This window comes from Rhodococcus sp. T9N, from assembly GCF_024436645.1.
Lineage (GTDB): Bacteria > Actinomycetota > Actinomycetes > Mycobacteriales > Mycobacteriaceae > Rhodococcus_F > Rhodococcus_F qingshengii.
The window spans coordinates 133,323-159,813 of record NZ_JAMSKS010000003.1; the positions used below are offsets into that span (position 1 = coordinate 133,323).

27 protein-coding genes are annotated in these 26,491 nt (G+C 62.5%); 8 read left to right on the forward strand and 19 right to left on the reverse strand.

All coding sequences use genetic code 11. The features are described 5' to 3' along the window. Window positions 1-184 precede the first annotated feature (184 nt). Window positions 185-1,150 carry a polyphosphate kinase 2 gene (ppk2, locus tag M1L53_RS07035; protein WP_003940295.1) on the forward strand — a complete coding sequence of 322 codons (966 nt, stop codon included), beginning with the start codon at window positions 185-187 and terminating at the stop codon, window positions 1,148-1,150. A 13-nt stretch (window positions 1,151-1,163) separates the two neighbouring features. Here the strand turns inward: ppk2 and mgrA are convergent, their stop codons facing one another. Further along, on the reverse strand, window positions 1,164-2,195 hold the full coding sequence (gene mgrA, locus M1L53_RS07040; protein ID WP_007733451.1) for an L-glyceraldehyde 3-phosphate reductase: 1,032 nt from the start codon (window positions 2,193-2,195) through the stop codon (window positions 1,164-1,166). A gap of 324 nt (window positions 2,196-2,519) precedes the next feature. Here mgrA and M1L53_RS07045 point away from each other — a divergent pair, with 324 nt between their 5' ends. Further along, a complete protein-coding gene (locus tag M1L53_RS07045) occupies window positions 2,520-4,796 on the forward strand; it encodes a bifunctional SulP family inorganic anion transporter/carbonic anhydrase (protein WP_054188865.1) in 2,277 nt (758 codons plus the stop codon). Between the two features lie 5 nt (window positions 4,797-4,801). On the opposite strand, the gene M1L53_RS07050 is transcribed toward M1L53_RS07045, so the two are convergent. Genes M1L53_RS07050 through M1L53_RS07060 form a run of 3 tightly spaced genes read right to left on the reverse strand, consistent with a single transcriptional unit; the run spans window position 4,802 to window position 7,462 of the window. Then, window positions 4,802-6,145, reverse strand: coding sequence for a sensor histidine kinase KdpD (locus tag M1L53_RS07050; protein ID WP_003939972.1), 1,344 nt, complete (start codon window positions 6,143-6,145; stop codon window positions 4,802-4,804). After that, window positions 6,142-6,846, reverse strand: a complete 705-nt coding sequence (locus tag M1L53_RS07055; RefSeq protein WP_003939853.1) for a response regulator transcription factor — start codon at window positions 6,844-6,846, stop codon at window positions 6,142-6,144. The genes M1L53_RS07050 and M1L53_RS07055 overlap by 4 nt, the downstream gene beginning before the upstream one ends. A 40-nt stretch (window positions 6,847-6,886) precedes the next feature. Next, window positions 6,887-7,462, reverse strand: coding sequence for a TetR/AcrR family transcriptional regulator (locus M1L53_RS07060; RefSeq protein ID WP_007733449.1), 576 nt, complete (start codon window positions 7,460-7,462; stop codon window positions 6,887-6,889). An 89-nt stretch (window positions 7,463-7,551) separates the two neighbouring features. Here M1L53_RS07060 and M1L53_RS07065 point away from each other — a divergent pair, with 89 nt between their 5' ends. Beyond that, window positions 7,552-8,547, forward strand: a complete 996-nt coding sequence (locus tag M1L53_RS07065; protein ID WP_054188864.1) for a hypothetical protein — start codon at window positions 7,552-7,554, stop codon at window positions 8,545-8,547. On the opposite strand, the gene M1L53_RS07070 is transcribed toward M1L53_RS07065, so the two are convergent. Continuing rightward, complete coding sequence (locus M1L53_RS07070; protein WP_054188863.1) at window positions 8,519-8,920, reverse strand: DUF952 domain-containing protein; 402 nt, start codon at window positions 8,918-8,920, stop codon at window positions 8,519-8,521. The two genes, M1L53_RS07065 and M1L53_RS07070, sit on opposite strands and share 29 nt — an antisense overlap. Window positions 8,921-8,996: 76 nt before the next feature. Here M1L53_RS07070 and M1L53_RS07075 point away from each other — a divergent pair, with 76 nt between their 5' ends. Then, the gene (locus M1L53_RS07075; protein WP_047270920.1) at window positions 8,997-9,584 is read left to right on the forward strand and encodes a TetR/AcrR family transcriptional regulator; all 588 of its coding nucleotides are present in this window, start codon (window positions 8,997-8,999) and stop codon (window positions 9,582-9,584) included. A gap of 10 nt (window positions 9,585-9,594) precedes the next feature. Continuing rightward, window positions 9,595-10,941, forward strand: a complete 1,347-nt coding sequence (locus tag M1L53_RS07080) for a deoxyribodipyrimidine photo-lyase (RefSeq protein ID WP_054188862.1) — start codon at window positions 9,595-9,597, stop codon at window positions 10,939-10,941. Window positions 10,942-10,945: 4 nt separating this feature from the next. Here M1L53_RS07080 and M1L53_RS07085 read toward each other — a convergent pair whose 3' ends face one another. From M1L53_RS07085 to M1L53_RS07095, 3 genes are all read right to left on the reverse strand, one after another. Further along, a complete protein-coding gene (locus tag M1L53_RS07085) occupies window positions 10,946-11,314 on the reverse strand; it encodes a VOC family protein (RefSeq protein ID WP_003939994.1) in 369 nt (122 codons plus the stop codon). Window positions 11,315-11,470: 156 nt separating this feature from the next. Beyond that, the gene (locus M1L53_RS07090) at window positions 11,471-11,917 is read right to left on the reverse strand and encodes a hypothetical protein (RefSeq protein ID WP_003939681.1); all 447 of its coding nucleotides are present in this window, start codon (window positions 11,915-11,917) and stop codon (window positions 11,471-11,473) included. A 134-nt stretch (window positions 11,918-12,051) separates the two neighbouring features. Further along, a complete protein-coding gene (locus tag M1L53_RS07095; protein WP_003940229.1) occupies window positions 12,052-13,290 on the reverse strand; it encodes an MFS transporter in 1,239 nt (412 codons plus the stop codon). Between the two features lie 113 nt (window positions 13,291-13,403). Between M1L53_RS07095 and M1L53_RS07100 the strand changes: the two genes are divergently transcribed. Further along, window positions 13,404-13,994, forward strand: a complete 591-nt coding sequence (locus M1L53_RS07100) for a TetR/AcrR family transcriptional regulator (protein ID WP_050654696.1) — start codon at window positions 13,404-13,406, stop codon at window positions 13,992-13,994. Here M1L53_RS07100 and M1L53_RS07105 read toward each other — a convergent pair. Further along, window positions 13,952-14,584 carry a GNAT family N-acetyltransferase gene (locus M1L53_RS07105; protein ID WP_232319118.1) on the reverse strand — a complete coding sequence of 211 codons (633 nt, stop codon included), beginning with the start codon at window positions 14,582-14,584 and terminating at the stop codon, window positions 13,952-13,954. The genes M1L53_RS07100 and M1L53_RS07105 overlap by 43 nt on opposite strands. Before the next feature lie 45 nt (window positions 14,585-14,629). After that, window positions 14,630-15,214: a TetR/AcrR family transcriptional regulator gene (locus M1L53_RS07110; protein ID WP_030535389.1), complete on the reverse strand. Its 585-nt coding sequence runs from the start codon at window positions 15,212-15,214 to the stop codon at window positions 14,630-14,632. Between the two features lie 87 nt (window positions 15,215-15,301). Here M1L53_RS07110 and M1L53_RS07115 point away from each other — a divergent pair, with 87 nt between their 5' ends. Next, the gene (locus tag M1L53_RS07115; protein ID WP_054188861.1) at window positions 15,302-15,688 is read left to right on the forward strand and encodes a DUF1304 domain-containing protein; all 387 of its coding nucleotides are present in this window, start codon (window positions 15,302-15,304) and stop codon (window positions 15,686-15,688) included. Window positions 15,689-15,695: 7 nt separating this feature from the next. Here the strand turns inward: M1L53_RS07115 and M1L53_RS07120 are convergent, their stop codons facing one another. The 3 genes from M1L53_RS07120 to M1L53_RS07130 form a co-directional block, all read right to left on the reverse strand. After that, complete coding sequence (locus M1L53_RS07120) at window positions 15,696-16,205, reverse strand: hypothetical protein (protein ID WP_230587459.1); 510 nt, start codon at window positions 16,203-16,205, stop codon at window positions 15,696-15,698. A 301-nt stretch (window positions 16,206-16,506) separates the two neighbouring features. Beyond that, window positions 16,507-17,352, reverse strand: a complete 846-nt coding sequence (locus M1L53_RS07125; RefSeq protein WP_054188860.1) for a mycofactocin-coupled SDR family oxidoreductase — start codon at window positions 17,350-17,352, stop codon at window positions 16,507-16,509. Between the two features lie 92 nt (window positions 17,353-17,444). Next, window positions 17,445-19,361, reverse strand: coding sequence for a propionyl-CoA synthetase (locus M1L53_RS07130; protein ID WP_003940009.1), 1,917 nt, complete (start codon window positions 19,359-19,361; stop codon window positions 17,445-17,447). Window positions 19,362-19,539: 178 nt separating this feature from the next. Here M1L53_RS07130 and M1L53_RS07135 point away from each other — a divergent pair, with 178 nt between their 5' ends. Beyond that, a complete protein-coding gene (locus M1L53_RS07135; RefSeq protein ID WP_232319117.1) occupies window positions 19,540-20,826 on the forward strand; it encodes an MFS transporter in 1,287 nt (428 codons plus the stop codon). Here the strand turns inward: M1L53_RS07135 and M1L53_RS07140 are convergent. The 6 genes from M1L53_RS07140 to M1L53_RS07165 all read right to left on the reverse strand — a co-directional run bounded on the left by M1L53_RS07140 (window position 20,815) and on the right by M1L53_RS07165 (window position 26,424). After that, window positions 20,815-21,855, reverse strand: a complete 1,041-nt coding sequence (locus M1L53_RS07140) for a hypothetical protein (RefSeq protein ID WP_042921648.1) — start codon at window positions 21,853-21,855, stop codon at window positions 20,815-20,817. The two genes, M1L53_RS07135 and M1L53_RS07140, sit on opposite strands and share 12 nt — an antisense overlap. Beyond that, window positions 21,852-23,339 carry a carboxyl transferase domain-containing protein gene (locus tag M1L53_RS07145; RefSeq protein WP_054188859.1) on the reverse strand — a complete coding sequence of 496 codons (1,488 nt, stop codon included), beginning with the start codon at window positions 23,337-23,339 and terminating at the stop codon, window positions 21,852-21,854. The genes M1L53_RS07140 and M1L53_RS07145 overlap by 4 nt, the downstream gene beginning before the upstream one ends. 93 nt (window positions 23,340-23,432) lie before the next feature. Continuing rightward, on the reverse strand, window positions 23,433-24,626 hold the full coding sequence (locus tag M1L53_RS07150) for an ABC transporter permease (RefSeq protein WP_054188858.1): 1,194 nt from the start codon (window positions 24,624-24,626) through the stop codon (window positions 23,433-23,435). Then, window positions 24,623-25,519: an ABC transporter ATP-binding protein gene (locus M1L53_RS07155; RefSeq protein ID WP_019744869.1), complete on the reverse strand. Its 897-nt coding sequence runs from the start codon at window positions 25,517-25,519 to the stop codon at window positions 24,623-24,625. The genes M1L53_RS07150 and M1L53_RS07155 overlap by 4 nt, the downstream gene beginning before the upstream one ends. A 43-nt stretch (window positions 25,520-25,562) precedes the next feature. Continuing rightward, entirely contained in the window at window positions 25,563-26,108 is a 546-nt protein-coding gene (locus M1L53_RS07160; RefSeq protein WP_003939943.1) for a hypothetical protein, read from the reverse strand. Continuing rightward, entirely contained in the window at window positions 26,101-26,424 is a 324-nt protein-coding gene (locus tag M1L53_RS07165; protein WP_003940147.1) for a helix-turn-helix transcriptional regulator, read from the reverse strand. The genes M1L53_RS07160 and M1L53_RS07165 overlap by 8 nt, the downstream gene beginning before the upstream one ends. Window positions 26,425-26,491 lie beyond the last annotated feature (67 nt).

Below are 26,491 nucleotides of genomic sequence, written 5' to 3' on the forward strand. Positions count from 1 at the left end.
TTACCGACCGTCTCAGTTACCTCGATCAAGGTACCGCGTGAGGGTTCGGCGACTGGGAAGCCGGACCTGTCGTTACCTCCTCGATGCCAAGCAACATTCTCTTCGGACCCGCGGGAGCGGGCTTCGGCGCGTAAAATTCACTTTCCGGACGTTCGTTCATTTCGACGACAGGGAGTGCGTATTCATGAGCCCCGACGCCAGCGGTGTGGACGGTCGGGTTCCTGACCTGCCGACCCCGTCGACCAGAATTTCCGTCACCGAGGATTACGCGGCCGAGATCGACGAGCTGTCGAGTCTCAAGCACAAGCTCGGCGTGCTGGAGCCTTCGGAGTTCGCGGATGCCTGGAAGCAGGGCTATCCGTACGAGAAGAAGATGTCGCGCCGCGAGTACGAGCGGAAGAAGCGGCGTCTGCAGATCGAGTTGCTCAAGCTGCAGCTGTGGGTCAAGGAAACCGGTCAGAAGGTGCTCATCATCTTCGAAGGTCGCGATGCTGCCGGTAAGGGCGGGTCGATCAAGAGATTCACCGAGCATCTCAATCCCCGTGGAGCCCGCGTGGTCGCGCTCGAGAAGCCCACCGACATCGAGCGGACGCAGTGGTATTTCCAACGCTATGTCGCACACCTACCCAGCGGCGGCGAGATAGTGATGATGGACCGGTCCTGGTACAACCGCGCCGGCGTCGAACGAGTGATGGGTTACTGCACGCCGACGCAGTATCTCGAGTTCATGAGAGAGACCCCGGACTTCGAGCGGATGCTCGTCAACTCCGGGATTCATCTGCACAAGCTGTGGTTCTCGGTCAGCCGCGAAGAGCAGTTGGCGCGGTTCGCGGCCCGCCGAACGGACCCGGTGCGTCAGTGGAAGCTCTCACCGACCGATCTGGCTTCGCTCGACAAGTGGGACGACTACACCCAGGCCAAGGAAGCCATGTTCTTCTACACCGATACCGGGGATGCGCCCTGGACGGTGATCAAGAGCAACGACAAGAAGCGCGCTCGCCTCGAGGCGATGCGTCACGTGCTCGCCAGCTTCGACTATCCCAACAAGGATCACCGGGCTGTCGGTACTCCGGATCCCTTGATCGTCGGGCCGGCGTCGGCCGTATTCGAAGAGGGCGAGCACGTGAACGTGGAGTTGCCTCAGCTCTAGCGCAGGTGATCGCTCAGATCGAACTGGCCTCTGCCCACAGATTGATGCCGCTGTCCTTGGCGTGCTGATCTATGGAGGCCAGTTCGGCTGCGCTGAATTCGAGATTGTCGAGCGCGCCGACGTTGGCTTCGAGTTGGGCGACACTGGACGCACCGATCAGTACCGAGGTGACCCGCGAATCGCGGAGTGCCCAGCTCAGTGCCAGCTGAGCCAGCGACTGGCCGCGGTCTGCCGCGATGTCGTTGAGCGCGCGGATGTGGGTGAGAGCGTCGTCGGTCAACCACGACGGATCCAGTGACTTACCTTGAGCTGCACGGGAATCCTCGGGGACGCCGTTCAGATAGCGATCGGTGAGCATGCCTTGAGCGAGTGGTGAGAACGCGATGACGCCGACGCCGAGATCGTCGACAGCCGACAGCAGGTCCTGCTCTATCCAGCGGTTCAGCATCGAATAGCTCGGCTGGTGGATCAAGAGCGGAACCCCCGCAGCGGCGAGCAGTGCGGCGATTTCACGGGTGCGCTCCGGCGAGTACGAACTGATACCCGCGTACAGGGCCTTGCCCTGCTGGACAGCGCTGATCAGGGCGCCTGCGGTCTCGTCGATCGGAGTTTCGGCGTCAGGGCGATGGCTGTAGAAGATGTCGACATAGTCGACGCCGAGTCGTCCGAGCGACTGATCGAGGGACGACAGCAAATACTTGCGGGAACCACCGAATCCGTAGGGGCCGGGCCACATGTCCCAGCCGGCTTTGGACGAGATGACCAATTCCTCGCGGTACGAAGAGAAATCCTCACGCAGGATCCTGCCGAAGTTCGTCTCGGCGCTTCCGTACGGGGGACCGTAGTTGTTCGCAAGATCGAAGTGGGTGATTCCGAGATCGAATGCCCGCCGCAGAACTGCGCGCTGGTTCTCGATCGGTACGTCGTCGCCGAAGTTGTGCCAGAGGCCCAGCGAGATGGCCGGGAGTTTGAGACCGCTCCGACCGGTTCGGCGGTACGGCATGGCTTCGTAGCGGTCCTGCGCGGCGACGTACTGATCGGACATGGTGCCTGCCTTCACATCGTTGTGTTTGCGGTTGAGCGTTCACTCCCGACCATTATCGCCGACGGCGCTCAGGTGTGCCGGCCGCTGGAGGTGTGTCAGTCAAAATGCTTGCGGTTTAAAGCAATTCGATCGATCTTTTGGACCGATGTTCAGGTTCGAGTCACAGTGCCGGGCGGCGGTGACGTCGACCACGTCTGGGCTCGCATCTAAGGGAACGGTAAGGAATCGCGGTTACCATGGTCACAGTCGATCGGCGATACCGATCGCCGATTCGCTTCGAACATGTTGCCCAGCAGCCGGATCCGGGGTCCGGCGAGGAGATCTATGTCGACGCAGTCCGTAGTGCACGCACAATCATCCGCAGACGAGAGCGTCGTGGGGGATTCGTCTCCGCCGGGTGGTGGAAGCCGGCGATATCTCGAGCAACTGATCAGATACGACGTGCCGGCGTCGCTGGTCGTATTCCTGGTGGCGCTTCCCCTGTCATTGGGAATTGCGATCGCCTCCGGGGCGCCGATCATGGCAGGTCTGATCGCCGCAATCGTCGGCGGAGTGGTGGCCGGAGCTGTGGGAGGTTCACCGCTGCAAGTCAGTGGTCCCGCAGCCGGCCTGACCGTGGTGGTCGCCGAACTGATCGGCAAGTTCGGGTGGAAAGTCACCTGCCTGATCACCGTCGGCGCCGGAATTCTGCAGATCGTGTTCGGGCTCAGCCGAATTGCCCGTGCGGCGCTGGCTATTGCTCCAGTGGTGGTGCATGCGATGCTTGCCGGTATCGGCATCACCATTGCGCTACAACAGGTTCACGTGTTGTTGGGTGGAAGCTCGGCCAGCTCGGCGCTGGACAATCTACGGCAGTTGCCCGCACAGATCGGTGCCTTGCATGTCGAGGACCTGATGATCGGACTCGTTGTCATCGCCACCCTTCTCGGGTGGCGCTATCTCCCTGCCGGTGTCCGCAAGGTTCCGGCGGCGTTGGTGGGCATCGTATTGGCAACTCTCGCTTCGCTGGCGCTGCCGATCGACGTCGAGCGTATTGCTCTCGACGGATCTTTGCTGGACTCGATCGGACTCCCCGCTCTGCCCGACGGCCAGTGGGTCGGCGTCGCAACCGGCATCCTCACCATCGCCCTGATCGCTAGTGTGGAGAGTCTGCTCTCGGCCGTGGCCGTGGACAAGATGCACTCGGGCCCGCGGTCGAACTTCGATCGCGAGATGCTCGGCCAGGGCACCGCGAACATGGTGTCCGGGGCCATCGGCGGCCTTCCGGTCACCGGGGTGATCGTGCGCAGTGCGACCAATGTCGAGGCCGGGGCGAAGTCCCGCGCGTCGTCGATCATGCACGGCCTGTGGATTCTGCTGTTCTCGGCTGCGCTCGCCGGGTTGGTCCAGCAGATTCCGAAGTCTGCACTGGCCGGACTGTTGATTGTCATCGGTATTCAACTGGTCAAGCTGGCGCACATTCGGTTGGCGCGACGGACCGGTGATCTGTGGGTGTACGGCATCACGGTGGTCGGCGTCGTGTTCTTGAATCTGCTCGAGGGCGTCCTGATCGGGTTGGCGCTTGCCATCGCCCTCCTGGTGTGGCGTGTCATCCGCGCAACTGTCACCGCAGAAGAGTTGGGCGACAACGATTCCGGGAAGTGGCGCGTCCTGGTCGAAGGCTCGTGCACCTTCCTGGTGCTGCCCAAGCTGACGTCGGTGCTCGCCGGAATCCCACCGCGGTCGGACGTCACCGTCGAGCTGTCAGTTGACTTCCTCGACCATGCCGTCTTCGACGTCATCGAAGAGTGGGCGAGGCAGTACGAGTTGGCAGGTGGTTCGGTGATCATCGACGAAGTCGGCTCGGTGAGTATGGAGAGCGCGACCACCGGTCCGCCGAAGCGCGGCGCCGCAGTCACCGACCTGCGCGGCTTGCTCGCGCCGTGGGGCAGTTGGCAACCACAGGCTTCGGGGAGGAATCTGAGCAGCCCGCCGGCCTTGCGGCCCATTCTCGACGGGGTGTCCAACTATCATCGCCATCGCGCCGAAGCGATACGGCCGCACATGGATCAGTTGCGCGACGGGCAGAATCCCGACTCTCTTTTCCTTACCTGCGCAGATTCGCGAGTGGTGCCGAACATCATCACGAGCAGTGGCCCCGGTGACCTGTTCACCGTGCGCAATGTCGGAAACCTGGTTCCTGCCGGCGGCCGCGATACGTCGGTGGAAGCGGCACTGGCCTTCGGGATCGACGAGTTGGGTGTCAGTTCGGTGGTCGTGTGCGGACATTCGGGCTGCGGCGCGATGCAAGCACTCCTGACGAACGGTTCGTCGGAATCGGGAGTCGTCGGGGAATGGCTGCGGCATGCGGAGACGAGCTTGCAGGCCTATACGAGTGGCCATCCGGTCGCGCGTGCTGCGGCCGAGGCAGGTTTCTCGGAGGTCGATCAGCTCGGAATGGTCAATGTCGCAGTCCAATTGCAGACTCTCGAACGCCATCCTCTCGTCGGTCAGGCCCGTGTGGATGGTCGCCTGCGTATCGCCGGACTGTTCTTCGACATCGGCTCGGCTCGGGTCATCGAAGTGACAGCGTCAGGGATCGGCCAGTTGATCGAGACCTGAAGGGGCTATTCGGGTCCGGGCTGATCCCTGAGTTCGACCAGCAGGCGAGCCCCGCCGAGTGGACTGTCGTGAAATGTCGTCCGTCCGCCGTGCAGGGCCGCCTGCTGCGCCACCAGCGCCAGGCCCAAACCGGAGCCTGTCTTGCCTGCCGTCGATCCGCGAGTGAAGCGCTCGAACACGCTCGAGCGTTCCTCGGCCGGTATTCCGCAACCGTTGTCGTCGATCGTGATCGTGACGGTGTCCGGTGAATCTGCCGGGCGAGCGAGGGTGATGCGCACCGCGCTCGCGCCGCCGTGGCGGACTGCATTGGTGATCGCGTTGTCGAGGATCAACCGGATTCCGCCGGGAAGGGCCCGGATGCAATAGGGGAGTGGGGAATCCACCGTGACGACGCCGACGTCGAGCCCAGGATGATGTCGGCGTGCGTCGTCGGCAGCGATGTCGCAGACCTCGGTCAAATCGGTGTCCTTGAAATCCTCGGCCGTCGAGAGTTCACCCTTCGCCAGGCGCTCGAGGTCTCTCAGAGTTGACTCGACGCGGCCCTGCGCGCGGGCCAGATCTGTGAGGATCTCCCGTCTTTGTTCGTGATCGAGGTCGTGAATGGACAACACTTCGATGTCGGTTCGCATTGCTGTCAACGGAGTTCGGAGTTCGTGAGCCGAGGCGGACGCAAAATCTCGGGCGGCGGCAAGGGCGGAGTTGGTTGCGGCTTGCGCTCGAGCGACGTCGCTGAGCATCGATTCTGCTGCTGCGGCAAGCTCGTCCGCTTCACGGATTCCGGAAACCTCGGTGGCGAGATCGGGATCGCGCCTGGCGATCCGGCGGGTCAACTCCACGAGGGGGCGCACCGCCGGGCCACCGAACAACCATCCCAACGCAGCTGCGGCCGCTACGGCCCCGACGCCGAAGAACGCAACCTGTCGCTGTTGGTCGACTGTGATGTCTCGCGCTTCGGCATAGGGAACCGCCAGCGAGACAAGGGCATTGATCCCGTCGGCCTCGGCGGTATATGCCCGGTACTTCGTACCGTCCACGTCGACGGTCGCCGAGCCGACCGGTAGTTCGGGCAGTCGCGTCGGGGTACTGGATTTGACGGTTCCGTCGGTGTCGGATCGGATGGTCACGGAAAAGGCGCCGCCGTCTCCGAACGCGCCGAGAAAAGGTCCCGCTGTAGCCGCATTGGCCACGATGACCGTCGATGCCGTCTCCAATCGACGGTCCAACTGCGCCAAATTGTTTCGTGCGATAGCCAGTGCAACGACCACACCGAGTGCGATGACGATGAACGTCGCCCCCAGTGCCGCGGCCGCGGCAACGCGAGTTCGTAGTGAGAAGCGGCGACGCTTCACGGGTTCTCCCGAAGCACGAACCCGACGCCGCGAACGGTATGCAGCAGACGAGGTGAACCGCCGGATTCGAACTTTCGACGCAGATAGCCGATGAAGACGTCCACGACGTTCGTGTCGGCGACGAAGTCGTAGCCCCACACCAGTTCGAGGAGACGTTCGCGAGTGAGCACGATGCCGGAATTGTGTGCGAGCACTTCGAGTAGCTCGAATTCGCGTTTGGTGAGCGGTACTTCCTTGCCGTCGACACGAACCCGGCGACCGGAGAGATCGATGTCGAGGTTTCCGACCCGCAGGGTATTCGTACCCTCGGAATGATCGCCGGCCGGAGTGTTGCTGCGACGGAGCATTGCGCGGATCCGGGCAACCAGTTCGGCAAGAACAAACGGTTTGACCATGTAGTCGTCTGCACCGGATTCGAGCCCGGCGATGCGATCGTCGACCGAGTTGCGCGCACTGAGCACGCAGATCGGGATTTCGTTGCCGGCGGCACGAAGCGCCGTCACCACACCGGTGCCGTCGAGCACCGGCATGTTGATGTCGAGGACTACCGCGTCCGGTCGCTTGTCGGAGATCACTCGGAGCGCGTCGGCGCCGTCCACCGCCGTCAGTACGGTGAATCCCGAGAGCCGCAATCCGCGTTCGAGTGAGGTCAGGACGTCTGCGTCGTCGTCGACTACGAGGATTTTCGGTATCTCGGTCACAGCCCCATTGTGCCTTGCCTGGTACGTCGGGTTTCGCCGATCAGACCGGCAAGTCGGTACCGTCCGGACGCAGACCGGCCATGAACACCGCGACCAACCGCGGGACCAGGTTCGGCATGGCCTCGTCGGACAACTCGATTTGCGGGCGCGTCAGTTTGGCCAGAGCCATGACGAATTCGAGCGGTTGCAGATCGGCGCGAACCAGTCCGGCGCTCTGAGCGGCGCCGATCGTCGCGGTCATCTTCGTTTTCGTCACCTCACGCACCGCCAGAACTTCGGGCGCCAGCTCGGTGAAACTGCGTTCCACCAGTGCAGGAATGAGCGCACCCAGGCGCAGTTCCACGAGGCGGTCCACCAGCGTGTGCCACGCGTTTATCGGATCGGTGGACATTGCCGTGAGTGCGATGTCGGCAGCCTCGCGGACATCGGTCAGTGTTGCGACGGCGACGGCGGTCACGAGGTCCTCGCGCGTCGGAAAGTTTCGATACAGCGTGGCGATGCCCACTTTCGCGAGTTCTGCGACTGCATCGAGCGGCGCGTCGTGCCCGCGTTCGGTGAACACCGCTCGTGCGGCGTCGACTATTGCGTTTCTGCGTTCACGTGCATCGGCTCGCACATCCACCTCCGGTATTGACAGTTCATCATAACCGGAGGAATATCTTCCACAAATAGTGGAGGAAAAACTTCCACTTAGGGAAGGTAGTTATGAACGCCGAAGTCGAAGCACGGGACCGCAAGAAGTTGGTGGCTGTGGTGTTGGGCTTGTCCGCCGTGATCGGGCTGATGCTGCTTGCCTTCGTGCTGCCCTCGGTCAACAGTGGCCCGCACGAACTGAAGTTGGGCATCACCGGTCCAGCTGCGGCAACCGAACAGATCAGCACCTCGCTCGAGGCGAGTAAGCAAGGCGCCTTCGATACTCGAGAATTCGCCGACGCCGACGCCCTGCGTGACGCGATTCGGAATCGCGACGTGGTCGGCGGAATCGCCGTTGATGCCAACGGTCCTCACGTGTTGATCGCGACTGCAGGCGGAACCCCGATCGCCCAAACCTTGACCGGTCTGGCCAGTGGGCTCGCGGAGAGTTCGGGGGTGAAGGTTCCCGTCGAAGACGTTGTGCCGTTGACGGCGGACGACCCGACCGGTGCTGGGCTCACGGCATTGGCTTTGCCTCTGGTGTTCGGTGGAATCATGCCTGCTGTTGTTCTCGTGCAGCTGTTTCCGCGCAGCATTGTCAAGCGAGTGTTGGGCGCTGCCGGCGTCGCGGTTGTCGCGGGTTTTGCCCTGACTGCCATTCTGCAGTTCGGTACCAGCAGCCTTGACGGAAACTACCTGCTCACCGCGCTCACACTCGCCGTTGGTATTTCGGCCATCTCGCTTCCCATTTTGGGGCTCGAATCCCTGCTCGGGATGAAGGGGTTCGCGTTGGGCGCCGTCACGATGATGTTCATCGGAAACCCACTCTCGGGGATGGCGACAACTGCCGCGTGGTTGCCCGCAGGCTGGGGCGCATTGGGGCAGCTGCTCCCACCCGGCGCCGCAGGAGCATCCGTCCGTTCGATGGCGTTCTTCGACGGCCATGGCGCCACCACGCCACTTCTGGTGCTGGTGTGCTGGATTGCCGTCGGGATCGCGCTGTGCGTGGCTGCCGGCCGGAAGAAGGCGTCGGCGCCGGTTATCGAACCGGAGGCTGCGCTGGTCTAGCCGGCGTAGCTTGCGTACGGGTCAGGTCGGGAATCGGCCAGACCCCGTCAACGCGTTCCACGGCCAGTTCGGCGACCACGGTGTCCTCGTCCATCGGTAGAGGTCGGAGGATTCGGGGCTTTTCCGCCTCCCATTCGACGTCGATGCCCGCGGAGGTCAGGGCGTCCTGATCGATGACGGCGACGACCAGCGGCAATGTGAGGTCGCCGAACACCAGATCGAGCACCGAAGCGAGTGCGTCCGGGGTCGTTGCGCGAATGAATCCTGCCTCGTCGTAACTGATTCCGCGCGTCGAGACCTCGTACTCACCGAAACGCTTGCATGCTTCCCAGTCGTCGGCGATAGCGACGTGGACGAGTCGTTGTCCGGTCATGCAGTGCTCCTGTAGTATTCGAATTAATGAAACGTCAACGTAGCATTAATTTACCGGCACGCTAACAGGGGACTTGATGGAGCAACCGCGCAGACGTGGGAGAACCAGTGACGCCGAGCGCGCCGAACGACGCAACGAGATTCTCGACGTCGCTGTCGACTCGTTTCGAGATGTCGGGTTCGCCCGAACTACCATCGAGGGCATTGCCACGGTGGCCGGCGTCGCCAAGCGCACCGTGTACAGCTACTTCGGCGACAAGTCTGCGGTCTTTGCAGCTGCGGTTGCGCGTCAGCACGCGTACGTCGACAATGCCGGCGAGGGACAGTCCGACCTGCTCGCCGCTGCAGTGGACATCGTCATCGCCCTGCACAGCGACAACTCGATTGCGCTGCACCGCATGATGATCGGCGAGGCCGTGCAGTTCCCTGAATTGGCCGCAGCGTTCTACGAATCCGGCCCGGCCAAGTCGATTGCCTTTCTGGAGAAGATTTTGATCGATCAGCACGGCCAGAAGGCTGCGCTGTGCGCGGATCAGTTGTACACCTTGCTGCTCGGGGAGGAGCACCGGCGGCGACTGCTCGGGCTCACCTCCGAACCGACAGCCGAAAGAGCGGCGCAACTGGCGGCCCGCGCGGTGGGATGCGTTCTGAGATCTGATCGGTAGGCTCGACTGGGTGAGTAACTCTGTGATCTGGTTTCGACGCGATCTGAGGGTCGGTGATCTTCCGACTCTGACTGCAGCGGCGGATGCCGGCGGACAGACGTTGGGTTTGTTCGTCCTCGACGAGAAGTTGCTCGGACCGGCAGGCTCACCCCGCCAGAATCAACTGTTCGCCAACTTGTCGGCACTCGACAACCAGCTCGACGGACGATTGATGGTTGTTCGAGGTGATCCGGCAGACGTGGTGCCCCGCGTGGCGGAATCCGTTGGCGCCGAAGAAGTTCACATCAGTGGCGACTACGGGCCCTACGGCCGACGGCGCGACGCGGCCGTGGCCGAGAAGGTGGAGTTGATCGCCACCGGGTCACCATATGCCGTGGCGCCCGGACGCGTCACCAAGGCGGACGGTGATCCGTACAAGGTGTTCACGCCGTACTTCCGTCAGTGGATGGAACATGGTTGGCGGGGCCCCGCGTCGACCGATGCGGGGACGGTCCGTTGGTTCGATCCGAGCGAGAAGGACGGTGGCCCGCGCCGGGTGAGTATCCCCGCGCCGTCCGGCACCGTCAGCGATGTCGTCGGTGAGGCCGGTGCGCTCGAACAGTGGAAAGAATACTGCGAGAACGATCTTGACCGGTACGACGACGAACGAAATCGACCCGACCTCGACACCACGAGTCGGATGTCGATCCCGCTCAAGTACGGCACGATTCATCCGAGAACCATGTTGGCAGATCTCTCCAAGCGACTCGGAGACGGCGCTCAGGCGTACCGTCGCCAGCTTGCTTGGCGAGACTTCTACGCAGACATCCTGTTTCAGCGCCCCGACAGCGCGCGGAAGAACTACGACGACAAGTTCGACCGTTTACGTCACGACGGGGGAGTCGACGCAGACGCCGCCTTCACGGCCTGGTGTGAAGGCAAGACCGGCTTCCCGATCGTGGATGCCGGCATGCGGCAACTCGCCGCCGAGAACTGGATGCACAATCGGGTCCGAATGATCGTCGCGTCATTCCTGGTGAAGGACCTGCACATTCCGTGGTGGCGCGGCGCACGGTACTTCATGTCGCAACTGGTGGACGGTGACTTGGCCTCCAATCAGCACGGGTGGCAGTGGACTGCCGGGTCGGGTACGGATGCTTCGCCTTTCTTCCGCGTCTTCAACCCGATCACGCAAGGGGAGAAGTTCGATCCCGACGGCACATACGTCCGTCGGTGGGTCCCCGAACTTCGCGATGTTCCCGGGAAGGCCGTCCACTCGTTGGAGGCGATGCGCCCAGTCGACTACCCGGACCCGATAGTCGATCACGCGCACGAGCGTGAGGAGGCCTTGCGCCGGTACGGCGAGATCAAAGGCTGAGTGCTCAGTGATCTGCGGGCGCTACGCGGACGCGGTTTCCGTCCAGATCTGAAATGACAAACGTCAGACCGAAGACATCTTCGTTGGGTTCTTCGACGACCTCGACTCCCTTGGCCACCCACTCGTCGTGGATCGCCCGAATTTCGTTGCTCCCGCCGTCGACCAAGATGCCGACTTCGAAATTGCGCGGTGTCGCGGGATCGAGGTCGCGGGACTTGCCGCTCCACAGTGCAAGGACCACACCGCCGCCGAGGTCGAAGGTCATGTACCGAGGGCTGAGGACCTCAGGCTTCGCGTCGAACAATTCGCCGTAGAACGCTGCTGCGGAGGCGGCATCGCTGACGTAGATCAGAAACTGGTTGGGTAGTCGCACTGTGGTTTTCCCTCTCCCGTTGATGTTCGGGCCACCGGCAGCGGGGCGTGTGCCTGGTCGTGCGGGGCTGCGTTCAACAATCCCCGCGCGCCGGACGAATGTCCAAGAACAAGTGCGTCTGAGAGGCAGATGGATTACTTATGACGACTGCTGCAGTCACACCGCACTGAGGTGGTACCCGACGCTCAGGTTCGGGTAGTAGCCGTCGATGTAGCTCGAGATGAAGTAGTGATCAGGGTCGGTGGTGCGAGTTCCGTCGGTGTCGAACTGCGGATAGTCGTTGGCCATGAAGACTGCTTGTCCGCCGTCGGGAGTGGAATAGACGACGTCGACCGTCAGGCCGCGCGGGTCCTGGTTGTATGCCGTGACGATCTCGGTCTCGTGAGGCGCGAGCGACTGGCGTGGGCTCTGCATCCACTGTCCGTAGGGGTTGTCGGCGCCTTCGAGATGAATTGTCTGTTCGGTGTCGTTGCTGATCGTCATCGTGATGCTGTTGCCGGTTGTGGGAAGGGTTCCGGCACTGGCGATTCCGCTCAATCCCAACGTGAGGGCGCCGGCGGCCAGAGCTGTGATTGCGGCAACTACGTAGCGTGGGTTCGTCATCGTCGGTGTCCTTTGTCCGGGTGAGCGTTCGGTTGGCTCTCTCGAAGACAACTATGTCGGAGCAGATCGATGTCGTATGTCCACTCCCCGGACCCTGTGCAGGCGGAACGGTGTGTCCACCGATCGGGGGACACCTACTCCGACACCGAGACGGCTTCGACCTTTCGCTCGCCGGTGACCAGCAGTCCGATCAGTGCGGCCGCCGCGAGCACCATGACGAGTGCTCCGTAGCCACGCGTCGTATCCACCAATCCGACCTTGCCGACCAGGTAGCCGGCCAGCAAGGCGGGAAGACTGTTGGCCAGATATGCGATGACGTAGACGGTGGACAACAAACCCGCGCGTTCGTGGTTCTCGGCCAGCGGCATGACGGTGAGGATAGTTCCTTGGAATCCTGCTCCGAAGCCGATACCTGCAACAGCCGTACCGACCAGAATCAATACGGCAGAGGATGTTTCAGCACCGATGAGTGTGACGGCCACCCCGAGCACCAAGGCGGTGGTTCCGATCAGCATCACGGTCCGGCCGCCGAGTTTGCGGAAGGTGAGTACTGCTGCCGCTCCGAATCCTGTCAGTGTTGCAACCATGATGGCACCGATGAGGGAGCTGTGAACGTCAAGTGCGTTGCGCGCCAATGCAGGTCCGAGTGAGAGGTAGAAACCTCCCAGCGCCCAGACCGCGATCAGGCACGGTGCGGTCAGGGCAATCATCGTGCGCGCCTGACGAGGAACGGCCAGTGTGGGGCGCAGGGACTGCCAGGCTCCGGGGCGTCCGCCCGAAGTCTCGGGAGCGGCCCATACTCCGAAGATCTCGAGAATGACAAGCACGAGAAGGACCAGGTAGACAGTGCTGGTGGGCCGGGGCAGGTGCTCGCTGATGAGGCTCGAACCCACTGCTCCGACTGCAAGCCCCATCGTCGGAGCGACGCTGTTGATGATCGATCCTCGGCCCGGAGTGCGTTCGAGGTCGATCAATGCCGAACCCAGAGCACTGATTGCAGCGCCGGTGGCAACACCCTGTACGACCCGGGCGATGAGCAGGATGGTCAAACCGTCGGCCGAGGCGAACAGCGCGAGCGAGACTGCCTCGAGCGCGAGTGCTCCGAGCAGGACCGGGCGCCTGCCGATGTGATCGGACAGGGATCCGGCGGTCAGGAGCGTGGCGAGCAATGCGAGAGCGTAGATGCCGAACACGAGCGTCGACGCCAGCGAGGAGAATCCCCACAACTGTTGATAGTGCTCGTACAACGGTGTCGGGGTCGCGGATGCGCCCAGGAACGTGGCGATGATGACGGCGATGAGTGTGAAAGCGACGCCTCGCCCAAGGCGTGGGCGTGAAGTGCTCTCGGTCTGAGGTGAAACGGTCGTTGTCATTGTCGTAGCGCTTCCCGTGCGGGTGGTGAAGACTTCAAACGCAAATACTTTGCGTTTGGGACGCTACGCCTGGCCGTAGCCTAATGCAACATCTTTGCGTTAGTATTGGATTTATGAGTCCGTCCGCAGGTCCGCGCCCCGGTGGCCGTAGTGCGCGCATCCAACAGGCCGTGCATGCGTCGGCGCGCAAGTTGTTGGAACAGCGTGATCGAGCCGAGATCACGGTGCCGATGATCGCGACCGATGCGGGAGTGACCCCGTCGACCATCTATCGGCGGTGGGGTGACATCAACGAAGTCTTTGCCGACGTCTCGATCGAGAGATTGCGCCCGGACGCCGACCCGCGTGAAACGGGCTCGCTCCGAGGGGATCTGACGGTTTGGGCGCAGGAGTACCTCGAGGAGATGTCTGCGCCTGTCGGTCGTGCTTCGTTGCGTGACGTGTTGATGAGCGACGATCAGACGCATGCACCGGACGGTACGAAGAAGTTCAAGTGTGCCTTCTTCTGTCGGACGCAGATCGACGTGATCCTCGCGCGTTGGCCGGAAGCTGCCGGCGTGGATGGTGATTCGGTGGTCGACCATGTAGTGGCGCCGATCATCTACCGAATTCTGTTCGACCTCGAACCGGTCGTGCCGCAGCGAGTTGCGGAATTGGTGGATCAGACGCTTGCCCTCGCGGCGCGAGTCGTTGCCGAAGGCTGATCGCTACGTAGTCGGGCGTGGACGTGCACGTCGTGCCAGCCGTCGGCGTGCCTGGCGGAGCTTCGTCGAACACCTTCTTCGCTGAACCCTGCTTTGGTGGCGACTCGGCACGATCGTGGGTTGTGGATCGAGTGCTCGAGTTCCAGTCGATGAAACCCCGCTTCGCGGAATGCCCACTCGGACAGTGCGGTTACAGACTGGGTGCACAGTCCGCGGCCGCGCGCCGCTGGGGTCACCCAATACGCGAGCTCGGCAGTGCCGTCCCACAAATTCACCCCCTTTGCTGCGATTCGGCCGAGGAGTTCATTTGTCTCGGGAGCGGCGATCGCCCAATGGCATTCGGATTCGCTTGCCCACCCGTCTCTCCACTGGGTGAGCCAACCCAGTGCTTCGTCGATCGAGTCGGCGCGGCGGATGTGCCAACGCTGAATCGACGGATCGCGAAAGGCTTCCATGACGGCCGGTGCGTCGTCGCGGGTCCAGGGTCGGAGAATCGCGAAAGTCCCGACGTGGATCGAGGGTTGGTCCATTCCCCGGAGATATCCAGCGGCGATAGCGGGCGTGGTCAACTTGGGCACGTGAAGCGTCATCGCCTACCCGCCTGATGGCGGGCAATGGCGTGAGCTCTCCGGTCATTATCCCTGCCACTCTGCGTTCAGTCGGCGCGCAGATTCGAGAGTTGCGATGGCCTCTTCGGTGTCAACTCGTGCGAGTACCAATGCACTTACCGTGCAGGAGAGAAGGATTCGAGTGCGATCTGAGAGCGTGGCGTCTGTCTCGGTTGGAAACGCGGCGTGTAATCCACTGTTGATCGCGTCGGCGAGTTCTCGGCGGTACGCGCGGATCACTGCGGCCGCCGCATCGTCGTGCGCGCCGAGTCCGGCAGCCGTATTGAGAAGTAGGCAACCGCGCCGAGGCGAGTCGGCGGTCATGGTGCCGATCGCTTGCGCAAGCGAGGAAAGGTAGTCGTCGACTGCGTCTGCCCCGGGATTTGTCGTGAGGCTGCGCAGACGTGGCCGGATGACATGGTCGAGGTACATCTGCACGGCGGCGTCGAACAATCCGCGCTTGTTGGTGAACGAGTTGTAGAGACTTGACCGACTCAGCCCCGTCGCGGATTCGAGGTCGCCGAGTGAGGCACCTTCGTATCCGCGTGCCCAGAAAACGTCCAAAGCGGCAGCGACCACGGCTGTTGTGTCGAATTCTTGTGATCTGCCCATCAAAGCCTCGCTCTTTCTGTATCGTTCGGTCCAGTATATATTGGACCGAACGATACAGAATTCACTCGAAGCAACAGGAGCTCACCGATGAACGTCGCCGGCTACATCTTCGCGGGACTGGCCGCAGCAGTGCACGTATACATTTTTGTCCTCGAATCGATTCTCTGGACGGCCCCGAAGACCCGCGCCGCGTTCGGCGTGAAGTCCGAGGAAGAGGCGATCACCACGCAGCCGCTGGCCTTCAACCAGGGCTTTTACAACCTTTTCTTGGCGATCGTATCGGCGGTCGGCATCGTGATTGCGGCGACCGGCTCCGCGTCGGTCGGAATTGCCCTCGTCCTGGCAGGCACAGGATCGATGGTTGCCGCGGGATTGGTGCTGATTCTCTCGTCTCCCGACAAAGCCCGCGCAGCCGTCGTACAGATGGTTTTCCCAGCTATTGCCGTTGTTCTGCTGGTAATCCACCTGCTTTGAGTGGTCTCTATCCGCCGCCGAGCACCAGTGATTCGATCAACGCAAAAGCCCCGTTGAGTGCTCCGCAATCGAAGGCTTCGGCCAGGGCGTAACCGATGACAAGTTCGTCGGTGCTCGGCGTGCTCGACCAGACTGCGTCGGTCTGTCTGGGATCGGATTCCTCGTTCTTGGAGAAGTGCCCGATCCGCAATCCGTCGCGGGTGAATGCACTGTTCGCGTCGTCGACTGGGGCGAAGTTCAAACTCACGCCGTCGACGAGTGCCGAGACAGAGTACGAGCGACGGGACAGAAACCCTTTGCCGACAGTGAGTTCGACTTCGTCGCCACCGACAGTGAAGAACAAGTCGGCGGTGGCGCGCGTTCCGATGGGTGTGCCTTCACGGCGCGGGGCATCGACTCGACGCGTCAACAGAGCGTGTGAGTTGCCGTTTCGGACGTCGACGACCCCCGTGTCGACATCGAACGAGATCTCGACTTTTCCGTGAATCGGGTCCATTACGGCGTATTTGACCGTCACTGTGCCTACCCCCTGTAAGTGTGAACTCGGGTCCATAATACGTGGTGGGAGCGTTGTCCAGTATGCCCGAATCCAAAAAAATAGTGCCGAATGACGCGCGTTTGCGGCCAAATGCTTCTACGCTGGGTCTTGGGTTTGTTGCGCATCCCACAACGGTTTTTCCCACGCCAGACGAGGAGCGCCTATGAGGTTGTCGACTACTTGTTCTGTTGCTACGAAGGCTTGATCAAGCCGGAATTGCCTCTGCCGGATGGTGCTCGAGACCCATCCGGCAGAGGCAATTCTGCATCAGTTCGGGCCTTCAGCCGCCGGCGAATTTTTCCGAGGTGCCGAGATCGATCGGCAACGCGATGCCGGTGATCCCGCGCCCGGCCGGCCCCACCAGATAGAACACCGCATCCGCAATCACTTCGGGGTCGACCCACGGGTGGGGCAGCAGATTCAGCTTCGACATGATCGGAGCGGTATCGGCGAGGACAGGATTCTCCAAGTCTGGACGGAACGCACGAACCATCGGTTCGTTGTCGATCATCGTCGTACGCACATTGCCCGGGTGTACGGAGTTGACTCGGATGTCTGCCCAGCCGAGTTCGTTGGCCAGAGACTTCGCCAACCCCCGAACGGCGTGCTTGGACGCGGAGTAATGGGCAATCCCCGGCACGCCTCGAAGCCCGGCCATCGAGCTGATCAACACAATGGATCCACCTCGATTGCCGTTCATGATGTGCGGAATCGACACCTTGGTCGTCAACCAGACGCCGGTGACGTTGATGTCCATCAGCTCGCGGAACTCTTCGGCGCTCAGGTCCCAGGACAATTTCGCCGACGCCGCGATTCCCGCGTTGGCGATCACGATGTCCAGTCGGCCGAGTTTCTCGACTCCGGCGTCGACCGCTGATTTCAGGGCATCAAGGTCGCGAGTGTCCGCGACGGACGCGACGATGCGCCAGCCCTGAGCTTCGACCAGGGCGACGGTCTGGGCGAGGTCGGCTTCGGTGGCCATGTCGTACCCCGCCGTTGCGACCGGCGCGCAGAGATCCACCGCGATGATGTCCGCGCCCTCGGACGCGAGCTTGACGGCATGCGCGCGCCCTTGACCACGCGCCGCTCCGGTGATGAATGCGACCTGACCGTCCAAATTGCCCATCGAACTTCCCCTGCCCGTGTGAATCGCCGAAACTGGAACGTGTTCATACTGCTACGTCCGGAGGCAGACAGACAGGGGAATTCGCTGAATCCTTATCCGCGAAGGAGTTTGGACAACTCGTCCAATACGCTCGCGTCCTCGATGGTCGACGGGACCGTGTACTCCTCGTTGTCGGCGATCTGCCGCATGGTCTTGCGGAGGATCTTGCCGGAACGAGTCTTCGGTAGTGCGGCGACGACGGTGACGTCCCGGAACGTGGCGACGGCACCGATCTGGTCTCGCACCCGCGCGACCAGTTCCTGTCGGAGTGTTTCGGGATCGATGTCGACGCCGGACTTGAGCACGACGTAACCGCTCGGCCGTTGCCCCTTGAGTTCGTCGTGAATGCCGATGACCGCGCATTCGGCGACAGCCGGGTGGCCGGCGACGACGGCCTCCATGCTTCCGGTCGAAAGGCGATGTCCGGCAACGTTGATCACGTCGTCACTTCGTCCGAGCACGAAGACGTAGTTGTCCTCGTCGATGTACCCGGAGTCGCCGGTGAGGTAATACCCTTCGAAAGTCGACAGGTAGGACTTCACGTACCGGTCCTCGTCACGCCACAGTCCGGCGAGTGTTCCGGGAGGAAGCGGCAGGCCGATCACGATGTTGCCCTCGGTGCCCGGACCCACGAGTTCGCCCTTGCCGTCGACGATTTCGACGCGGTATCCGGGGCAGGCGACGGTGGGTGAGCCCGCTTTGATCTCCATCGGTTCGAGGCCGCGCAGGTTCGCGCAGATGGCCCAACCGGTTTCGGTCTGCCACCAGTGATCGACCACCGGGCGATCGAGAATCCGAGTAGCCCACTCGTAGGTGTCGGGATCCAAGCGCTCGCCAGCCGCGAACAGTGTGTCGAGCGACGAGATATCGTACTTGGCAAGCTCTTTTGCGTCCGGGTCGGCCTTGCGGACCGCGCGGATCGCTGTCGGAGCGGTGAAGAGTGCCGACACGTTGTATTCGGAAATGATGCGCCAGAACGCACCGGCGTCGGGGGTGCCGACGGGCTTGCCTTCGTACATGACCGTCGTGGCTCCGGCGAGCAACGGTCCGTAGACGATGTAGGAGTGGCCGACCACCCAGCCGACGTCGGAGGCGGTCCACCACACCTGTCCTGGGCTGATGTCGTACAGATTCTTCATGGTCCACGTCAGCGCAACGGCATGGCCACCGTTGTCCCGGACGACGCCCTTGGGCTTACCGGTCGTTCCCGAGGTGTAGAGGATGTAGAGCGGATCCGTCGCGGCGACCGACACCGGGTCGGCCGGGGTGGCGTCGGCGATCAGCTCGTCCCAGTCGAACCAGGCTGCGGCACTTGACTTGTAGTCGGAAGCTGCACCGGGAATCTGCTCGCGATTCTTCACGATCACGGTGTGCGCGGGAGTGGCGGACAGTTGCAGAGCCTTCTCGACCATCGGCAGGTACTCGATTGTTCGTCCGGGTTCGAGGCCGCCGGACGCCGTCACGAGCACCACTGGACCGGCGTCGTCGATTCGCGTTGCGAGCTCCTTGGCCGCAAAGCCGCCGAACACCACCGAATGCACCGCGCCGATTCGCGCACACGCGAGCATCGCGATCGCAGCCTCGGGGATCATCGGCATGTAGATGATCACGCGGTCGCCCGCCACCACACCCTGATCTTTCAAGACGCCGGCGAAGAGTGAGACCTGCTCGAGCAATTCGGCGTAGGTGTAAGTGGCTTTGGTGGGGACCATCGCGGAGTCGAAGATCAACGCGGTCTGATCGCCGCGGCCGTCGCGGACGTGCCGATCGAGGGCATTGAAGCTGGTGTTGAGCGAAGCATCCGGGAACCAGCGATAGATCGGCGCGGCAGAGTCGTCGAGAGCCTTGGTGGGGGCGACATCCCAGTCGACGGCCCGCGCAGCGTCGAGCCAGAACTTCTCCGGCTGATCCATGCTCTCGCGATATGCGTCGGCATACGTGGTGTGGGACGCCTGCTCGGAAGAGCTCATCGACGTGTGTCCTCTCGTGAACTTCGCTTACCGGTGACCTGAAACACCTTAGGTCACCGTCAGTGCGGTGCGCCTCAGTAGCGGTGCGGGTACCGTCCCTTTGCGCCGGGCGGGCCTGTCCCGTCGGCCAGTGGCGCGCAGGGGTGGGATAGGCCAGGGACTGAAAGGGGGGATCGATGTGACAGGTGCAGCGCAACGCGCAGGCTTCTGGGGAGTCCTCGCTCTGCGTGACTTCCGACTTCTGTGGACCGGCGACGCAGTCAGCGGTATCGGAAACGGTGTCACGACCGTCGTACTGCCGCTGATCGCGCTTCGCGAACTGGACGCGAGTAGCTTTCAGATCGGTGTGCTGGCATCAGCAGTGTGGTTGCCGTGGTTGATCGTCGGACTACCAGCCGGTGCCTGGATCGACCGGCTGCCTCGGCGCCCGATCATGATGATCGCGAACGCTGCGTGCGCGCTGTTCTTCGCGAGCCTCGCGATCGCCGGCTTCCTGGAGGCGATGACATACGGCCACCTGCTCCTGGTCGCGCTGCTCACCGGTACAGCCACCGTCTTCTTCCAGGCGGCCTATCACTCGTATCTCCCCACGGTGCTCGCCGAAGCGGATCTTGTCGAAGGGAACTCGAAGATTCAGGGCGCCGAGGCCGCAACTCGGGTGATCGGCCCAAGCGTCGGTGGGCTGGTGGTTGCAACTGTCGGGCTCGCGGCCGGTCTGGTTGTCGACGCGTTCACGTTCGCCTTCTGCTTCGTATGCATCTGGCTGATTCGTGTGCAGGAGACCGTCCATCGCGGACAGAATCAGCGAGAACCGTTGCGACGGCAGATTGCGCTCGGACTGCGATTCGTCGCCGGTGATCCGTATCTGCGGTCGATCGTCGTCTACGGCACTCTGCTCAATTTCGGTCTCACCGGGTACTCCACGATCCAGATCGTGTTCCTGGAAAAGACGGTTGGCGTGGGGGAGTTCGGACTCGGGCTTCTCCTGGCGATTGCCGGGGTGGGCGGAATTGTCGGATCGATGATCGCGCGCCCGCTCGGCCGCAGATTCGGCACTGCCCGAAGCGTCCTCATCTGTCAGTTGGTGACGGGACCGTTCATCCTGTTAGCACCTCTGACGACGTACGGTGCCGGCCTGTTCTGGTTCTGCATCGGCGGCATGGTGACGGTTGCGGGCGTCGTGTCGTGCAACGTGGTGCTCGGCAGTTTCCGTCAAAGTTACTGTCCGCCGGACCGCCTCGGACGAGTGGTGGCAACGAGTATGTTCCTGCTGCACAGCAGCATTCCGCTCGGTGCTCTGACGGCAGGCTACCTCGGCGACGCGGTGGGACCGCGCGGGACGATGTGGATCATGGCCTGCCTGATCGCGCCGTGCGGATTGGTCTTGCTCTTCAGCCCCTCCGCGGAATCCGCGATCTACCGAGTCGGCCTGCAGTCCCACTGCGGTAGAGGATTACTGCGGTAGAGCTGCGGCGGACTCTTCGCTTCGAATCGCGATGCGGAGAGTCGCGAGCATGAACAGTGACACCGCGAATCCGAAAAGCGCGCCGAACTGGTCCTGTGTGAACAGATAAACCTGCGTCACCAGAAGGCTCACGATGAGGGATGCACGCAGGAGTCTCAGGGCTCGCAGGTACGGACCGCGGAAGAGGAACCACACTCCCAGAACCACAAGAACTCCGGTTGCGACGGTGGAGATCTGGACCACCAGGTCGGAGACGTCGTCGGCCTCGACGACGTTCTCGGAAACCAACGCGTAGATCACCTGGACAATCGCCAGAAGAGCCTGCAGTACGAACAGGGTCAGTACCAGTCGGCGGACGACCCGGTGCCGGAGCAGTTCCTCGGCACGGTGGAAGAACGCGTTGCGGCCACGAGTGATCTTCGATTCGATACCGCCGGTCGGCGGAGTCTGTGAATGCAGGCCGGCCTTGATCGAATCGACGAGGTCGGTGAGGCTGCGGTCTTCGACGCCGTCGAGTACGCGGAGGGCGTGGTTGTACTGGATCTCGTCTAGCTGACCGAGAGCGAGGTCCGAGAGCGCTCGCGCCCCGATGGCGAGCCGATGACGATCATTCATTCCGCGCCGAATCACCACCTCGCGCGCGGCAAGATAGAAGAGAACGAAGACGACGTACATGATCGCGATGGCAGGCTGGTAGAAGTAATCGACGTCGGCGGTGACGAATTTTCCGACCTCGTCGATGAAGAGACCGAACCCGATTCCGCCGACGAGCGTGGCCAGGTCACGCGTGCGAGAGCCTTCGGTGATGGCGGTCGCCACGATGGCGACGGCCATCAGCAACCCGCCCCAGAGAACGTGTGCGATGTGGAGGGCGCCGCCCCCGATCTGGGGATAGCCCGTTGCCGCCAGATAAGCGCGGGTGATCAGCACGGTGGCGACGCCGGCGAACAGGAACAATTCGAAACGAGCGAGTGCCGCGCGGTCGTAACTGTGCGGCAGCGTCAGCGCATTCCGGTCCTTCGTCGTCATTGCGGAACTCCCAGGTTTCGATAGCGCGCGATACGGGAGGCCTGGCGATCGGTGTCCGACTCTTCGGCAAGCACGAAGAGTTCGTGCGCTATCGCAGCCCCTACCCTCTTGGAGAATTCCACGGGTTCGTCGGCCGCGTCAGGCGTTTCGGGAATGATCGCGTCGATCACGCCGTCTCGAAGCAGATCCAACGAACGAATGCCCTGCGCTGCCGCCATCTCCGGTGCGTGACTGATGTCGCGATGGACGATCGCGCTTGCGCCTTCCGGCGGCAGGGGAGCGAGCCACCCGTTCTGTGCCGCGAGTACCCGATCGGCGGGCAGCAGTGCGAGCGCCCCACCGCCTGTTCCCTGACCGAGCAACACCGACACTGTCGGGGTCTTCAGCGTCACGAGGTCGGCGATGCAACGGGCGATCTCAGGGGCCAGTCCACGTTCTTCAGCTTCTTTGGACAGCGACGCGCCCAAAGTGTCGATCACGAGGACAAGCGGGAGTTGTAGTTCTTCGGCAAGTTTCATGCCCCGTCGTGCTTCCCTGAGCGCGGCCGGTCCCATCGTGGTGAGCGCGGATTGGCCACTGCGGTCCTGGCCGAGCAGGATGCACGGAAAGCCTCGGAAGCGGGCGAGCGAGAGCAAGATCGTCTTGTCGGTTTCACCCTGCCCGGTGCCGCTGAGCGGTACCTGTTCGGTCGCTGCATGGCGGAGCAACTGCCGAATGCCTGGTCGATCGGCCCGGCGCGAGAGCATCACCGACTGCCAGGCCGGAACATCGGGAATCTCGGGTGAGGGAATCGGCTCCGTGGCCGCCGGAGCCGGGGGATCGGTGAGCACGCACAATGCTCGATTGACCAGCAGGCGGAGCCGGTCGACGGGGACGACGCCGTCGATCACGCCGTTGCGATACAGATTCTCGGACGTTTGGATTCCGTCGGGAAACTTTTCGCCGTACAGGGATTCGTAGACACGGGGTCCGAGGAAACCCACCAGAGCGCCTGGCTCCGCGACGGTGATGTGGCCGAGGGATCCCCACGAGGCAAAGACCCCGCCGGTGGTGGGATTGCGCAGGTATACCAGGTAGGGCAGGTGTGCCGCTTTGTGAACAGCCACTGCCGCAGCGATCTTCACCATCTGAACGAACGCCACGGTGCCCTCCTGCATCCGCGTTCCGCCGGAGGTTGGCGAGGCCAGCAGCGGGAGTTGTTCTGCCGTAGCACGTTCGACGGCGGTCACTATCCGCTCGGCTGCGGCGACTCCGATGGAACCGGCGAGAAAGCTGAATTCACAGGCAATTACCGCGACTCGACGGCCCCGAACCGTACCGACACCGGTGACGACGGACTCGTCAACTCCGCTCTTCTCGCGGGCCTTCGCCAGGTCTTCTGCGTATTTCGCGCCAGGTCCGACGTCGACGGGCGGGGAGTCCCAGGAGACGAAGCTCTCGGGATCGAGTACCGCAGTGAGTAGTTCTTCGGCCGAGATTCGCACAACGTCCTCCAAGTAAGCAGCACCCCGTCCAGGATTAACCTACCTGGACGGGGTGCCGCCGGGATCGCGTGGCGCCAGTTGTGCGCTGGAGAATCAGCGTCCGAACGCCTCTTTCCACGAAACGACCTTGCCGATACGAAGGATGGAGCGCTGGTAGATCTTTGCCGCGATCATCGACAGCGCAGCGGTCACCACCAGCATCAGCAGAATCGTTCCCACGATCTGGAACGGAGAAGCAACACCGGCGGAAATGCGCAGGGGCATGAGGATTGCCGAGAACGGCGGAATCCAACTCAACACGTTGCTCAGGGTTCCTTCTGGATTGCTCACCGAAACGAAAGCCACGCTGACCATTGCCATGACGAGCAGCGCGAGAGGCATAGCGGTGGCGTTGACGTCCTCCTGCCGCGAGACCATGGACCCGGCGGCGGCGTACAGCACGGCGAAGAAGAGGAAGCCGAGAATGAACCACCCGAGAGTGCCGAACAGAACGCCGATTGCGGTGCCCGTCACGGTCAGGACGCCCGTCGCCAGTCCGGTGGCGACGCCCGCGACGGCATAGGCAGCCATCTGCATCAGGCCGACAGCACCGATTCCGAGAACCTTGCCCCACAACAACTGCAGTGGACGGAGAGTGGAGAGCAGCAGCTCGACCACGCGACTGGACTTCTCCTCGACGACGCCCATCGCCACGTACGTTCCGAACAACAGGATCTGCATGTACAGGAGCACCACAGCAGCGATCGACATCGCTATGCGTTGGCCCTGTTCGGGATCCGGGGGATCGATGGCATCGACGGTGACCACTGCGGTGGACGTGGCTTCGGCGAGCTGAGCCGGGTCGATCCCCGCAGCGGACAGCGCATTCGATTGTGCCTGTTGTGCAACGGAACTCTCGATGACGGCGCGCAGATTCGTGGGCACTTCCTTCTTGGTCACGACAGTGACGCCGCCGCCCGATCCGGCAATCACGGCCACGTCGAGGTCACCGTCCTTGACTTGATCACGCGCGGTGCCGTCGTCGGAAACCTCCGTTACCGTCACCGGATTGCCGAGGGTGTCGCCGATGGACACCATCGTGGCACTGAGTGACTGGTTGCCGACCAAGCCGATCTTCGACTTGTCCTCGTCGCCGCCGGAGAAGAGCGAGAAGGCGATGATGCCGCCGATGATCGCGACCAGAATGATGACGTTGCTGATCACAAAACTCTTCTTCGAGATCTGCGTCATGAATTCGCGTCGGGCGACCAACCCGATGGCTCGACCTCCGCTCAACTGGTTGCTCATGCGGCTACTACCTCTCGGAACAGATCGGTCAGTGACGGACGTCGTAGCGTGAACTCGTGCACCGGTCCGGTTTTCAACGCTGCATGCAGGATCTGCTGATCGTCGGCGGTTCCGTCGACGCTCAGGAGCGTTCGACCGTCGAGGTGGCTCAGTGTGGTGACACCGATCAGATGGTGTGCCCAACCGACCGGCGCGTCAGGGGCGAAGACTTCGATTCGGCCGTCGCCCTTGCCTCGTAGTTCGTCGACGGTTCCGATCTCTCGCATGCTGCCGCGGCTGATGATGCCCACGCGATCGCACAGGCGCTCCACCAGATCCAACTGATGGCTGGAGAAGATTACGGGAACACCGGTGCGAGCCTTCTCGACCAACACGTCACTCATGACATCGACCGCTACGGGGTCAAGGCCCGAAAACGGTTCGTCCAGAACGAGTACCGCTGGATCGTGAACCAGCGCGGCCGCGAGCTGCACGCGTTGCTGATTACCGAGGGACAGGGAGTCGACGGTGTCCTTGACGCGTTCGGCGATACCCAGACGTTCGGTCCAGCGCTCTGTCGCCGCATGCGCATCGGCTTTCGAGAGTCCATGTAGCTCGGCCAGATAGGAAAGTTGCGCGCCCACCTTCATCTTGGGGTAGAGGCCGCGTTCCTCCGGCATGTATCCGATAGTGCGACGCACGTCGAGGTCGACAGGTTTGCCGCCGAGGCGAACTTCTCCCGAATCTGCTCCGAGCACACCCAGCGCAATGCGCATCGTGGTCGTCTTGCCGGCGCCGTTGCTGCCGACGAATCCGAAGATCTCGCCTGGGCGCACTTCGAAACTCAGGTTGTCGAGTGCGACGACGTCGCCGTAGCGTTTCGAGATGCCGTCGATCGTGAGGGTGGCTGACATGGGTCCTTCCCATCGGTCGAGTGGTGCGCTTCGGTAATACGGGTCAGAGATCGAACTCTTCCGAATCAATCGGATCCGGGTCTGGATTGGTCCACGAGAGAATCATCGCGGGCGTGCACGCGCCGATCAGCATTGCAGTCAGTGCCAATAAACCTCCCGTGTAAGGCAGCCTCTCTACATTCCACTGCACCGACGAGGTGAAAATGAGGAAAATGGCGACAATGAAGACCAACGTTTGGGTCACGCTGAGCCCGACGGAGCGAGCGTCGTTGCGTTGCTGGATCTCCCATTCGTCCAACGCCTGCCGCGGAGCATCCCCTTGCCGGCCCGACACGATTTGAAGTGAGGACCACGTCGGCAGGAACAGCAGGGTGAGGACCGGCCATGCCACGGCGAAGAGCGGATTGAACAGACATGCTGTGCTGACGGCAACCATCGTGGTGAACAGGACCGCCAGGGCGACGACGAGTACGCGCCGACGTCGACGGGTTCGCCAATTCGGGAGCCAATGTCGGAACGTCTCCTCGTTCTGCAGGAACCGCCGAGTGCGGTGGGCCTGGTAGCGGTCGATCAGATTTGATTCAGGCACTTGGCTTTTCACTCCCCTCGGTAGTGCGGTCAGATCGGTAGACCTCCGTCGACGGTGCATTCCGGTAGACCTCCGTCGACAGCGGCCCGAACTCCGTCCGGGAGAACACCGCCTCCACCGGGAGGTCGAACACCCAGCAGATTCGGAATGCAAGATCCAGGCTGGGGTAGTGGTCACCGCGTTCGAGTGCCCCCACCGTCTGCGGATTCACGTCGACGAGTTGCGCAAGCTGTGCCCGGCTCATCTTCCGCTCGGCGCGAAGCACTCCGATGCGATTGAAGATGGGGAGCGCGTCTCCCCGCCGGACTGGGCTCATGCATCAAAGTGTTGTAAAAACCCAACAGTTTGTCAACACGAACCGCGATTGTTCCGCTTCTGGGGCG